10 protein-coding genes are annotated in these 13,148 nt (G+C 58.6%); all 10 read left to right on the forward strand.

Features of this window, described 5'->3' with window-relative positions:
- Positions 1-45 precede the first annotated feature (45 nt).
- The 10 genes from B0B07_RS14140 to B0B07_RS14185 all read left to right on the forward strand — a co-directional run bounded on the left by B0B07_RS14140 (position 46) and on the right by B0B07_RS14185 (position 13,070).
- Positions 46-897 (forward strand): AraC family transcriptional regulator, encoded by an 852-nt coding sequence (locus B0B07_RS14140; RefSeq protein ID WP_076759931.1) that lies wholly within the window; start codon positions 46-48, stop codon positions 895-897.
- A gap of 228 nt (positions 898-1,125) precedes the next feature.
- Complete coding sequence (locus B0B07_RS14145) at positions 1,126-1,875, forward strand: arylamine N-acetyltransferase family protein (protein WP_076759932.1); 750 nt, start codon at positions 1,126-1,128, stop codon at positions 1,873-1,875.
- Between the two features lie 306 nt (positions 1,876-2,181).
- Positions 2,182-2,883: a heptaprenylglyceryl phosphate synthase gene (pcrB, locus tag B0B07_RS14150; protein ID WP_076759934.1), complete on the forward strand. Its 702-nt coding sequence runs from the start codon at positions 2,182-2,184 to the stop codon at positions 2,881-2,883.
- Between the two features lie 224 nt (positions 2,884-3,107).
- A complete protein-coding gene (pcrA, locus tag B0B07_RS14155) occupies positions 3,108-5,360 on the forward strand; it encodes a DNA helicase PcrA (protein ID WP_076759936.1) in 2,253 nt (750 codons plus the stop codon).
- Positions 5,361-5,627: 267 nt separating this feature from the next.
- Positions 5,628-7,634: an NAD-dependent DNA ligase LigA gene (gene ligA, locus B0B07_RS14160; protein WP_076759938.1), complete on the forward strand. Its 2,007-nt coding sequence runs from the start codon at positions 5,628-5,630 to the stop codon at positions 7,632-7,634.
- 15 nt (positions 7,635-7,649) lie between these two features.
- Positions 7,650-8,762, forward strand: a complete 1,113-nt coding sequence (locus B0B07_RS14165) for a CamS family sex pheromone protein (RefSeq protein ID WP_084186710.1) — start codon at positions 7,650-7,652, stop codon at positions 8,760-8,762.
- A 176-nt stretch (positions 8,763-8,938) separates the two neighbouring features.
- Complete coding sequence (gene gatC / locus B0B07_RS14170) at positions 8,939-9,229, forward strand: Asp-tRNA(Asn)/Glu-tRNA(Gln) amidotransferase subunit GatC (RefSeq protein ID WP_076759940.1); 291 nt, start codon at positions 8,939-8,941, stop codon at positions 9,227-9,229.
- A gap of 21 nt (positions 9,230-9,250) precedes the next feature.
- Positions 9,251-10,717 (forward strand): Asp-tRNA(Asn)/Glu-tRNA(Gln) amidotransferase subunit GatA, encoded by a 1,467-nt coding sequence (gene gatA, locus B0B07_RS14175; RefSeq protein ID WP_076759941.1) that lies wholly within the window; start codon positions 9,251-9,253, stop codon positions 10,715-10,717.
- Positions 10,714-12,147, forward strand: coding sequence for an Asp-tRNA(Asn)/Glu-tRNA(Gln) amidotransferase subunit GatB (gene gatB, locus B0B07_RS14180; protein ID WP_076759942.1), 1,434 nt, complete (start codon positions 10,714-10,716; stop codon positions 12,145-12,147). Before gatA ends, gatB begins: the two co-directional genes overlap by 4 nt.
- 269 nt (positions 12,148-12,416) lie before the next feature.
- Positions 12,417-13,070: a superoxide dismutase family protein gene (locus B0B07_RS14185; protein ID WP_076759944.1), complete on the forward strand. Its 654-nt coding sequence runs from the start codon at positions 12,417-12,419 to the stop codon at positions 13,068-13,070.
- Positions 13,071-13,148 lie beyond the last annotated feature (78 nt).

Raw genomic sequence — 13,148 nt, forward strand, 5'->3', positions numbered from 1 at the left:
TTCAGCGGTGAAGCGCGGATAAGATGTAAACAAGGGGTGACGGACATGACGTGGGTCGGATCTTTACAGGCCGCAATCGATTATATGGAAGACCATTTGCTCGATGATCCTTCGATGGAGGAGATCGCGCAGCAGGCGAACTTTTCGGCGTTTCACTTCCAGCGTACATTTGCGATCTTGACCGAGATGTCGGTCGGTGAGTATTTGAGGCGCCGCCGCCTGACATTGGCTGCGCAAGAGCTGACGAGTTCAGACACGAAAATTATCGATCTTGCCTACAAGTATGGGTACGAAACCCCCGAGGCTTTCTCAAAAGCGTTCCGCCGGCAACACGGGGTCACCCCGTCGGAAGCACGGAAGTTTATGGGGAAGCTGACATCTTATCAACGCCTGGTCGTCCAGGTGAATCTGAAAGGGGCAGAACCGTTGAATTACAAGATTGTCGATCGTGATGCTTTTGAGGTAGCCGGGGTGAAGCGGGAATTTTCACTGGTCAATGAACAGAACCTTGCCGGCATCCCGAAAATGTGGGATGAGGTCAATGCAGACGGAACCGACGAATTATTGTTCAAGCTGAACAATGGCCCGATCAAGGGAGTGCTGGGGGTATGCGTCGGCAAAACTGCCAGCGCCATTGACTATTGGATCGGCACGGCGTACGAGGGGGAGCGCGTCGACGGATTGTCCGTACTGGAGATCCCCGCATCCAGATGGGCGGTATTCGAGGTCCACGGACCGATGCCGGATGCCATGCAAAAGGTGTGGAAGCAAATCTTCTCCGAATGGTTCCCCTCGAGCGGCTATGCGCATGCAGGAACACCGGAGCTGGAAGTTTATTCAGATGAAGATCCATCGAGCCCGGACCTGTATTCGGAAATCTGGATCCCGATTAAATAAGATTGCGGAAATGCGGCGGATGAGTAAATCCGCTTGGACTGCAGGCAAAGTGAGGCCCTTCCTCCTTGTCTGCAGTTTTTTGTTTGGGAGCCGATCGGGGCCGGCAGTCCGAGGCCTTGCGCGCCAATCCGCCGGCAGCACATTGAAGGGGATTCTCTTATATAATTGGATTTATAGATAAGCGGATGAGGATGCAGGCAGCGGCCCGCTGGAAAAGGAGACGTGAATATGGACATCAAGCGTTATTTGGCACGGATCGGTGTGGAAGACACCGGTAAAGCCGATCTGGAACTGCTCGGTCGGCTGCAGGAACAGCACATGCTTCACATTCCGTTTGAGAACCTGGACGTCATGCGCAAGGTCCCGATCGGACTGGATCCGGCCGGCTATTACGAAAAGGTGGTAGAACATCACCGCGGCGGATTTTGCTACGAACTGAACGGCCTGTTCAACTGGCTGCTGGGCGAGCTCGGCTACAACACGCGTCTGATCGCGGCGACCGTCCTGAGGCCTGACGGTACGTGGGCAATGGAAAAAAGCCATGCAGCGCAGATTGTGGAGCTGGATCAGCCGTACCTCGTGGATGTCGGATTCGGCGACTCCGCACGGGTACCGATTTCGCTGACCGGTGAAGCGAAAGAAGATGTCAGCGGAGTCTACCGTGCCGTGGAAGTGGAAGAGGGAACCTACGAACTGCAGCGGAAAGGGGAAGGCGGCTGGCATGCGCTGCTCAAGTTTGACCTGACGCCGAGGAAGCTGGACGAGTTCGAAGAAGCCTGTGGGTTCAACCAGACTTCCCCGGAATCGAACTTCACACAGAAACAGATCGCCACGATTGCCGTGCCGGACGGCCGGATCACGCTGTCGGATGACAAACTGACGATCACGCGGAACGGGGAAAAGGAAAGCAGAGACATTGAGGACGGTGAGAAAACAGCCATTCTTGAACAGCACTTCGGCATTCGGCTTCACTCATAGAGAGTATTAAAAACGCCGGCGCAATGCCGGTGTTTTTTATTGTCTGAACGGGATCGATTGGACCAAAAGCCCGTGAATCGGGAAAACTCACCTCACTCAAGCTGAAACTCTCCTCACTCGTGGTCAAACTCTCCTCACTCAAGACGAAACTCTCCTCACTCGGCCCCAAACTCTCCTCACTCGCAACTTTTCAGGGTATCTTTGCCCTTGGGAGGAAGTCCCGTCGGCCGCGTCCCTTTTGAGCGGCCGGAGCGGCCGTTTTTTTGTTATAATGGAGGGACGCAAACAAAGACAGGTGGGTGCAAGATGAAGGACTTTCTGGAATGGCGGCATGCGTTCAAGCTGGACCCTGCCAAGGAGTTGGATGATGAGGCGCTGGAGCGGGTGTGCGAGTCGGGGACGGACGGGATCATCGTCGGGGGAACCGACGGGGTCACGCTCGACAATGTCCTCGCCATCCTCATGCGCATCCGGCGTTTTTCGGTGCCGGTCATGCTGGAGGTGTCGGACCCCGATGCGATCACGCCGGGCTTCGACGGCTTTCTCATCCCGTCCGTGCTGAACACAAATGATGCCAGGTGGATCAAGGGCCATCAGCATGCGGCGATCCGGGAGTTCGGGGAACTGATGGATTTTGAAGAGGTCATCCCGGAAGGCTATGTCATCCTCAACCCGGACTGCAAGGCGGCGAAGCTCACCGGGGCGGACGCCGCGATCGACGAAGAAGACATCCTTGCCTATGCGCGGATGGTGGAGCATTTCTTCCGCCTGCCCGTCCTGTATCTGGAGTACAGCGGTACATACGGAGACCCGGAAACTGTCCGCGCGGCAGCCGGTGTCCTCCATCAGACCCGCCTCGTCTATGGCGGGGGGATCCGAGGTCCGGAACAGGCCGCCGAAATGGCCGCACACGCCGACCTCATCGTCGTCGGAAACGCCCTCTACGACAACCTTGCCGCCGCCCTTAAAACCGTGCGTGCGGTGAAAGAAACCGATAAAATGACCTGACTTGAATGATAACGGTCTGATTTGATTGATATAGGGTGAATGATTGACTTTGAAAGTTGATCGGAGTGCAGGGCACGAGACTCCTGCGGGAAAAGCATGAGCTGAAGGCCCCGCAGAGCGAAGCTCGAGGAGACTGAAGCCATGCCCGCGGAAAGCGAGTGCCAGGCACGCAGATCAACACGCTCTCCATTACCATTCACCAGCCACGAACGAAAGGAGCCAACATGGAAACCATTTCAAATAATCTTCTCAACGGCATGAACCCGGAACAGGCGAAAGCCGTCCGGACGACGGAGGGCCCGCTGCTCATCATGGCCGGCGCCGGATCCGGAAAGACACGCGTCCTGACGCACCGGATCGCTTACCTCATCGTCGAAAAGCAGGTATATCCGTCGAAGATCCTCGCCATCACATTCACGAACAAGGCCGCGCGCGAGATGCGCGACCGGATCGACGGGCTGCTCGGGCCGGGGACCGGCGAGCGGATGTGGGTATCCACGTTCCACTCGATGTGCGTACGCATCCTGCGCCGCGACATCGACCGGATCGGCTTCTCGAAGACATTCTCGATCCTCGATGGCTCCGACCAGCTCACGGTCGTCAAGAATGTCCTGAAGGAACTGAACCTCGATCCGAAGCAATACGACCCGCGCTCGCTCCTGAACGCCATCTCCAATGCGAAGAACGAATGCATCGACGCCAAGTCGTTCGCGGAAACGGTGAACCCGTTCAATCCGATGGAGAAGATCGTCTCAGACGTCTACCAGGCCTACGAGAGGCGGCTCCGGAAAAACCAGTCGCTCGACTTTGACGACCTCATCATGGTGACGCTCAAGCTGTTCGAGCAGGTCCCGGAAGTGCTTGAATTCTATCAGAACAAATTCCAATACATCCACGTCGACGAGTACCAGGATACGAACAATGCGCAGTACCGCCTCGTCAACATGCTGGCGGGCAAGTTCAAGAACCTGTGCGTCGTCGGCGACTCCGACCAGTCGATCTACCGCTGGCGGGGCGCGGACATCCAGAACATCCTGTCCTTCGAGAAGGACTACCCGGATGCGGAAGTCATCCTGCTCGAGCAGAACTACCGCTCCACGCAGCGGATCCTGAAAGCCGCGAACGACGTCATCAAGAACAATGCGAGCCGCTACGAGAAGAACCTCCGCACCGACAACAGCGAGGGCGAGCACATCTATGTCTACAAGGCATCCGACGAGAAGGACGAGTCCCAGTTCGTCGTCTCGAAGATCCTGGAGCTCATGAAGACGGAAAACCGCAAGCTGTCCGATTTTGCGATCCTCTACCGGACGAACGCCCAGTCGCGGATGATGGAGGAATACCTCGTCAAGTCGAACCTCGAGTACACGATCGTCGGCGGCACGAAGTTCTATGACCGGAAAGAGATAAAGGACCTCCTGGCCTACCTCCGGCTCATTTCAAACAACGACGACGACTTGTCGCTTGCCCGGATCATCAACGAACCGAAGCGCAGCATCGGGGCGACCACATTCGAGAAGATCGCCTCCCATGCGATCATCAACGACATGTCGGTCTTTGAGGCATTGAAAGAGATTGACTTCATCCAGGGGCTCACCCCGCGGGCGATCAACCAGGCGGCCGCTTTCCGTGACCTCATCTCCGGGTTCACCCGGATGCAGGAGTATCTGAGCGTCACCGAACTCGTCGGGGAAGTGCTCGACAAGTCGGGCTACCGCGACATGCTCCGCAACGAAAAGTCGATCGAGTCGGAGAGCCGGCTGGAGAACATCGAGGAATTCCTGTCCGTCACGGAAGCGTTCGAGAAGCGTGCGGAAGAAGAGGAGGGGGACAAGTCCCTTGTCGCCTTCCTCACCGACCTGGCGCTCATCGCCGACATCGACTCGCTCGACAAGGAAGAGAACGCCTCGTCCGAACAGGTCGTCCTCATGACGATGCACTCGGCGAAGGGGCTTGAATTCCCGGTCGTCTTCATCATCGGGATGGAGGAGAACGTCTTCCCGCACTCCCGGTCGATCGGCGACGAAGAAGAGATGGAGGAAGAACGCCGCCTCGCGTACGTCGGCATCACGCGTGCCGAGGAAAAGCTGTTCCTGACGAGCGCACAGTATCGCACGCTGTACGGACGGACAAACTATAACAGCCCGTCCCGCTTCATTTCCGAGATTTCGGATGACGTGACTCAGTTTATCGGATCCGGCGGCTCCGCTTCCGACTCCGGCCGCACGCCGATCTCCGGCGGCTTCGGCAGCCGGCGCCAGGCCCGCCCGGCGGTCAAGCGCCCGGCCCAGCAGACGACCGGTGGAGAATCCGTGGGCTGGAAGGCCGGCGACAAAGCGAAGCACAAGAAATGGGGCGAAGGCATGGTCGTCAGCGTCCGCGGCGAAGGGGAAAACAAGGAACTCGACATCGCCTTCCCGGAACCCGTCGGCATCAAGCGCCTCCTCGCCAAATTCGCCCCGATCGAAAAAGCCTGACCGTTCGGTGGGGCAAGTTGCGGTGATCCGGTTCACTGTCAGTCAAACTGGACTGAAAAGAAGTCACTCACTATGTGTCTGATTGAAGTGAAGGGCACGAGACTCCTGCGGGAATAGCATGAGCCGAAGACCCCGCAGCGGCGCAGCGGCGGGGAGGCTAAGGCCATGCCCGCGGAAAGCGAGCGACCGGTACGGAAATCACTGATTTAATTATTCATTTCTGCCGGAATTGGCACACCAAATAGCGACCGATCCGGAGGGATCCGAATGGAAGATAAACTTGCACTGGAACAGCGCGTCAAGGAACTGCATAAGCTCCTGAACGAATACGGGCACGCGTACTACGTGCTCGACCGGCCGATCGTGCCGGACTCCGAATATGACGCGCGCCTGAAAGAACTGATTGGGATCGAGGAGGCTCATCCCGACCTCATCATGCCGGACTCCCCGACGCAGCGGGTCGGCGGGGAAGTGCTCCCCGGATTCAGCCAAGTCGTCCACGACACGCCGATGCTCAGCCTTTCGAACGTCTTCAATGAAGAAGACATCCGGGAATTCGACCGACGCGTGCGTGCAGATGCCGGAGATGTCCGGTATGTGTGCGAACTGAAGATCGACGGTCTCGCGATTTCATTGAAATACGAACAGGGCCGGTTCGTGCAGGGCTCGACGCGCGGCGACGGGACCGTCGGCGAGGACATCACGATGAATCTCCGCACAATCCGGGCGATCCCGCTCACGCTCACCGAACCAGTCGACATCGAGGCGCGCGGCGAAGCCTACATGCCGAAGAAAAGCTTCATGAAGCTGAACGAGGCCCGTGAGGAAGACGGGCTCGACGTGTTCGCCAACCCGCGAAACGCCGCGGCCGGCTCACTCCGCCAGCTCGATCCGAAGATTGCGGCGAGCCGCAACCTGTCCGTGTTCATGTACGGTATGGGCGGCAACGGCGCGGACTACGGCCTTTCCGCCCACTCCGATTCCCTTGAATACCTGGCGAAGCTCGGATTCCGGACGAACCCGGAGACGAAGCGTTGCCGGGACATCGAAGAAGTGCTCAAATTCGTCGAGTCCTGGCAGGACCGACGGCCGGATCTGCCGTATGAAATCGACGGCATCGTGATCAAGGTCGACCTGTTCCACAAGCAGGAAGAGCTCGGATTCACGGCAAAGAGCCCGCGCTGGGCGACCGCTTACAAATTCCCTGCGGAAGAGGTCGTGACGAAGCTGACCGATATCGAGCTGACCGTCGGCCGGACGGGCGTTGTCACCCCGACCGCCATCCTTGAGCCGGTGCGTGTTGCCGGCACGACCGTCTCGCGCGCCTCGCTCCACAACGGGGACCTGATCCGCGAAAAAGACGTCCGCATCGGCGATGAAGTCGTCGTCCGCAAGGCGGGAGACATCATCCCCGAAATTGTCATGACCCTCGCCGAGCGCCGGACCGGGAATGAGGAACCGTACGAGATGCCGACCCATTGCCCGGCTTGCGATTCGGAACTTGTCCATCTCGAGGAGGAGGTCGCCCTCCGCTGCGTGAACCCGCAGTGCCCGGCACAGCTGCAGGAATCAGTCATCCACTTCGTCTCCAGAAACGCGATGAACATCGAAGGCGTCGGCGAGAAGGTCGTCGCGCAGCTGTTCGGGGAAGGGCTGATCAAGGATGCGGCCGACCTGTACAGCCTCACCGAAGAACAGCTGATCGGCCTTGACCGGATGGGCGAGAAGTCGGCGTCCAATCTCATCGCCGCCATCAGCCAATCCAAAAAGAATTCGCTCGAGAAGCTGCTGTTCGGCCTTGGCATCCGCCACGTCGGGCAGAAGGCCGCCCAGATCCTTGCGAGGGAATTCGGAACGCTCGATGCCCTCCGGCTGGCGACCGGGGAACAGCTCACCGCGATCCATGAAATTGGCGAGAAAGTCGCCGATTCGGTCGTGACGTACTTCAGCAACGAAGACGTCGGGAAGGTGCTCGGAAAGCTCGAGGCCGCCGGCGTCAACACAGAATATACGGGACCGCGCAAGCGGGATATCCCGACGGACGGTCCGCTTGCCGGCAAGACCGTGGTGCTCACCGGGAAGCTCGAAGGGTTTACGCGCAATGAAGCGAAAGCCGCGCTTGAATCGCTCGGCGCCTCGGTGACCGGAAGCGTCAGCAAAAAGACAGACCTGCTCGTGGCAGGCGAAGACGCCGGCTCCAAACTCGAAAAGGCAGAGAGCCTCGGCATCGAAATTTGGGACGAGGCGGCACTTTCTCGGGCAATCAGTGAATAAAGGGGTTCTACTTCGTTGAAAATCAAGCTAATCACTGCGGCGGCACTGTCCGCCGTGCTGCTCTCCGGATGCCTGCCGGCGAAAAAAGAGCCGGATGTCGTGAACAATCCCGAACAGGAAACGGAGCAGCGGGTCATCATTCCGAATATGCAGCTCAGCGATGAGTATTACCGGACGCTTCTCCCATACAAGAAAAGCGCATCCCGTGGCCTCGTCGTGAACAACCTGAATTCCAAGTACAATGTCATCGAGGCGGAAAGCGGCCTGATGAGACTGTCGCACCGGAAGTATCCGACCGAAGATTTCTTTTTCCAGGAAGGACAGTACCTTGATGAAAAGACGGTCCGCTCCTGGCTTGCCCACAAGTCCGAGGACTATCCGGAAGGCCTGAATCCCCAGGCATCCGGATCCGCCGAGGAAACGAGACGGAAAGTTCCGGTGTATGTGGCGCACATCATCGAGCAGAACTACCTGAAGCGCACTTCCGAGGACAAGATCCGGCTTGAGGGCATCTCAATCGGAATCGCGCTCAACTCGGTCAACACGACGGAAGGCGGGGGAGCCATCCCGCAGAAGAAGATCGAAGAGGAAGGCAAGAAGGCCGCCGCGGAAGTCGTCAAGCGGATGCGGAAGATCGAGGGGCTCGCCCAGGTGCCGATTGTGGTCGGCCTATACCGCCAGAGCAGCAAGAACGACATCTCTCCGGGCTCTTACTTCGCCGTTTCCACAGCGGAGAAAGGGAAGGACGTCCTGTCGGGCTGGGATGCGATCGACGAGGAATACGTCATCTTCCCGACGTCGACCAATGCAGACAAGTACCGGGACATGGATACGAAGTTCCGGAACTTCAAGCAGGACGTCGACAAGTACTTCAGCAGCTTCGTCAACGTGATCGGCACCGGCTTCTATCAGAACGGGACGATCGCCTCGCTGAAGATCGACGTGCCGATCGAATTCTACGGGGAGGCTGAAGTGATCGGATTCACCCAGCATCTCTCCGGCCTCGTCGTCGACCACTTCCCGGCGACGAAGGTGGAAGTGAGCGTCACTTCGGTCAACGGGCCGGTCTCCGTCATTGTGAAGGAACCGGGCAGCGACGAACCGTACACCCACATCTACGGCAACTGACCGTCAGGAGGAAAGAACCTGGACGGCACGGTCCGTTCCGCCGGGCTCCATGCCAAATGGAATCAGCCGGCCTCCGGACGGGAACGGGCCGGATCAGCAACTGCGGAAGCCGGCGGTCCGTGATATGATGGACAAGGCCAAAACAGACAGACAGTTAAGAGAACGGAGGAGACGACATGGCGGATATTACAAAAGACCAGGTGAAGCACGTCGCCAACCTTGCACGGCTAGCCATCACCGATGAAGAGGCAGACTACTATGCCGACAAGCTGGGCGCCATCATCGAGTTTGCCGAGCAGCTGAATGAAGTCGACACGGAAGGCGTCGCACCGACAACTCATCCGGTGCCGCTCATCAATGTGCTGCGTGAGGACAAGCCGGTTCCCGGACTTGACCGTGACCTCATGATGAAGAATGTACCCGAACACGAAGACGGCATGGTCAAGGTGCCATCGATTCTTGACTGACGGACAGAGGAGGAGAAACAGATGACCCTATTCAACAAATCCGCGAAGGAGCTCCAGTCTCTGATACATAAAAAGGAACTGTCCGCAGCGGAACTGACGGCCGAATCGTTCCGGCGCATCGGGGCGGTCGACGGTGACGTCAAGGCGTTCCTCGCACTGGACGAGGAGCGTGCATCCGCACGTGCGAAAGAACTGGACAACACACCGATGGAGGACCGCGGGCCGCTCCACGGACTGCCGATCGGCGTGAAGGACAACATCGTGACGGAAGGACTCGAGACGACATGCGCCAGCCGCATGCTCGGCGGGTTCGACCCGATCTATAACGCAACCGCTGCGACGAAGCTGGACCAAGCCGGCCTCGTCACCGTCGGGAAGCTGAACATGGACGAATTCGCCATGGGCGGATCGACCGAGAACTCCTTCTATAAAAAGACGGCCAACCCGTGGAACCTGGACTATGTGCCGGGCGGCTCGTCCGGCGGCTCCGCCGCTGCCGTTGCAGCCGGTGAAGTTCCGTTTTCACTCGGTTCCGATACGGGCGGATCGATCCGCCAGCCGGCGGCCTATTGCGGCGTCGTCGGCATGAAGCCGACCTACGGCCGCGTGTCCCGCTATGGCCTCGTGGCGTTCGCCTCTTCGCTCGACCAGATCGGACCGGTCACGCGCACGGTCGAGGACAACGCGTTCCTCCTTTCTGCCGTTTCCGGCCATGATCCGTACGACTCGACTTCGTTTGGTGTGGACGTCCCGGACTTTGCCTCGGCGCTCACGGGCGACGTCAAGGGCCTGAAGATCGGCATCGCCTCCGAGTACCTCGGCGAAGGCGTCGGCGATGCATCGAAAAACGCCGTGCGGGAAGCTGCGCGCGTCCTGGAATCGCTCGGTGCGGAAGTATCGGAAGTGTCGCTTCCGAACACAAAGTACGCACTCCCTGCGTACTATCTCCTCAGTTCGTCCGAGGCGTCGTCCAACCTGGCACGCTTTGACGGCATCCGCTACGGCTTCCGTGCGGACGACGTCCGGACGCTCGAAGACCTGTACAAGAAAACACGTTCCGAAGGATTCGGCGACGAAGTGAAGACCCGGATCATGCTCGGCACGTTCGCGCTCAGCTCCGGCTTCTACGATGCCTATTACAAGAAGGCCCAGAAGGTCCGCACGCTCGTGCAGGGCGACTTCATGAACGCCTTCGAAGACTACGATGTCATCATCGGACCGACGACGCCGACGCCGGCATTCAAGCTCGGCACCCAGGTCGACGACCCGCTCACGATGTATGCCAATGACATCCTGACGATCCCCGTCAACCTCGCGGGCGTCCCGGCGATTTCCGTGCCGTGCGGCTTCACGGAAGGCCTGCCGCTCGGCCTGCAGATCATCGGCCGCCACTTTGACGAGTCGACGGTGTACCGCGTGGCCCATGCGTTCGAACAGGCGACGGACCACCATAAAGTGATGCCCGAAATCCGGGAGGTGCAAGCATGACGAACTTTGAAACGATCATCGGTCTGGAAGTGCACGTCGAACTGAAGACCGATTCGAAAATCTTCTCTCCGGCGCCTGCTCACTTCGGCGCTGGCCCGAACACGAACACCCATGTGATCGACCTCGGCTATCCGGGCGTCCTCCCGGTCCTCAACAAGCGGGCCGTCGAGTTCGGCATGAAGGCCGCCATGGCGCTGAACTGCCAGATCAACCAGGAAACGAAATTTGACCGTAAGAACTACTTCTATCCGGACAATCCGAAAGCCTACCAGATCTCCCAGTTCGACAAGCCGATCGGCGAGCACGGATGGATCGAGATCGAAGTCGAAGGCAAGAAGAAGCGCATCGGCATCACGCGCCTTCACCTCGAAGAGGATGCCGGCAAGCTGAACCATACCGATCAAGGCTACTCCCTCGTCGACTACAACCGACAGGGAACGCCGCTTATCGAGATCGTGTCCGAACCGGACATCCGGACGCCGGAAGAAGCGTACGCATACCTCGAGAAGCTGAAGTCGATCATCCAGTACACGGGCGTCTCCGACGTGAAGATGGAAGAGGGCTCGCTCCGCTGCGACGCGAACATCTCGCTCCGTCCTTACGGCCAGGAAAAGTTCGGCACGAAGGCGGAACTGAAGAACCTGAACTCGTTCAACTTCGTCCGCAGGGGTCTGGAACATGAGCAGAAGCGCCAGGCGGAAGTGCTCCTCTCCGGCGGCATCATCGAGCAGGAGACCCGCCGCTTCGACGAGTCGACGGGCAAGACGGTTCTCATGCGCGTCAAGGAAGGCTCCGACGACTATCGCTACTTCCCTGAACCGGATCTGACCGACCTGTCCATCGACGATGAGTGGATGGAGCGAGTCCGCGCGGAAATTCCAGAACTGCCGGATGCCCGCAAAGAGCGCTACGTGAACGATCTCGGCCTTCCGGCATACGATGCGATGGTCCTGACGCTCACGAAGGACATGTCGGACTTCTTCGACGCGACCGTCGGGGCAGGGGCTGACGCGAAGCTGGCGTCCAACTGGCTCATGGGCGAAGTGTCCGCCTACCTGAACACGAACCAGAAGGAGCTCGGCGAAACCGGCCTCACGCCGGAAAACCTGGCTGCCATGATCAAGCTGATCGAGGAAGGAACGATCTCCTCGAAGATCGCGAAGAAAGTGTTCAAGGAGCTCGCCGACAACGGAGGGAATCCGGAACAGATCGTCAAGGAGAAAGGCCTCGTCCAGATTTCCGACGAAGGTGCCCTTTTGAAGATCGTCACCGAAATCCTCGACAACAACGAGCAGTCGATCGAGGACTTCAAGGCCGGGAAAGACCGCGCCATCGGCTTCCTCGTCGGCCAGGTCATGAAAGCGACGAAAGGCCAGGCGAACCCGCCGCTCGTCAACAAGCTCATCAACGAAGAAATCAGAAAGCGCTGATTGGAAAGACCGCCGAAAAGGCGGTCTTTTTTGTGGGGCGGAGCTGTCCGAACCGGTTGTTGTCTGGATATTTGTGTCTCCATGATGGCGGATATTGGATGGGGCTTCCGACGAAGGGACGAGTCTGCCGGATTGATCCGCCGGTCAGGGCTGCTTCCGGTGACTTTACACCCTCCTTGGTGGCTGCGAAAAACAGGCCGTGCCGCCCAGTTTAGAAGCGTTTGTAAGGTGAAAACAAAAGATGAATACATAGAAGGGAGATGAGAGAGATGAATAAGTGGAGACTGTTGATGGCGGGTGGCCTTCTGGCGGCCCTTCTGGCAGGCTGCGGCGACAAAGAAGCGGAACCGTCTGACGACACGGGCAACAATGGCACGGACACATCCGAAGACCAGGCGACCGATGAGGGAACCGGCGGCACGGGAACGGCAGAGGAAGGGACAGACACCGATGACGCCGTGGAAGGTGCACAGGAAGTGAACGTCCCGCTGAAAGATGCAGACGGGGCAGAAGTGGCGAATGCCGTACTCAGCGAAGGGGAGGACGGGATGGTCCATGTGGATCTGACCGTCAAAAATCTCCCGCCTGGCAAGCATGCGTTCCATATCCATGAGACGGGCATGTGTGAAGCGCCGGACTTTGAATCGGCCGGAGGCCATTACAATCCGGAAGACAAGGAACACGGCAAGGACAGCACGGACGGGAAGCATGCCGGCGACTTCGACAACATCGAGGTGAATGAAGACGGCAAGGCCGAGGTCCAGTTCGATACAGACCAGGTGACACTCAAGGAAGGTGAAGACAACACGGTGTTCACCGAAGACGGCACGGCGCTCGTCATCCACTCCGGCGAAGACGATTACACCTCACAGCCGGCAGGGGACGCCGGTGACCGGATCGCCTGTGGCGTCATCGAGAAGTAACCGGAAGCACAGGCTGCAGACAAGTTCTGCAGTCTGTTTTTATTATGGTTCCTGTGTTCCATTTGCCTAAAGGTTTGG

This window comes from Edaphobacillus lindanitolerans (assembly GCF_900156305.1).
Lineage (GTDB): Bacteria > Bacillota > Bacilli > Bacillales_A > Planococcaceae > Bhargavaea > Bhargavaea lindanitolerans.

What these genes read in the sequence shown, in the direction of transcription:
- B0B07_RS14140 (WP_076759931.1), top strand. Translation starts at nt 46, where the DNA reads ATGACGTGGGTCGGATCTTTACAGGCCGCAATCGATTATATGGAAGAC.
- B0B07_RS14145 (WP_076759932.1), top strand. Translation starts at nt 1,126, where the DNA reads ATGGACATCAAGCGTTATTTGGCACGGATCGGTGTGGAAGACACCGGT.
- pcrB (WP_076759934.1), top strand. Translation starts at nt 2,182, where the DNA reads ATGAAGGACTTTCTGGAATGGCGGCATGCGTTCAAGCTGGACCCTGCC.
- pcrA (WP_076759936.1), top strand. Translation starts at nt 3,108, where the DNA reads ATGGAAACCATTTCAAATAATCTTCTCAACGGCATGAACCCGGAACAG.
- ligA (WP_076759938.1), top strand. Translation starts at nt 5,628, where the DNA reads ATGGAAGATAAACTTGCACTGGAACAGCGCGTCAAGGAACTGCATAAG.
- gatC (WP_076759940.1), top strand. Translation starts at nt 8,939, where the DNA reads ATGGCGGATATTACAAAAGACCAGGTGAAGCACGTCGCCAACCTTGCA.
- gatA (WP_076759941.1), top strand. Translation starts at nt 9,251, where the DNA reads ATGACCCTATTCAACAAATCCGCGAAGGAGCTCCAGTCTCTGATACAT.
- gatB (WP_076759942.1), top strand. Translation starts at nt 10,714, where the DNA reads ATGACGAACTTTGAAACGATCATCGGTCTGGAAGTGCACGTCGAACTG.
- B0B07_RS14185 (WP_076759944.1), top strand. Translation starts at nt 12,417, where the DNA reads ATGAATAAGTGGAGACTGTTGATGGCGGGTGGCCTTCTGGCGGCCCTT.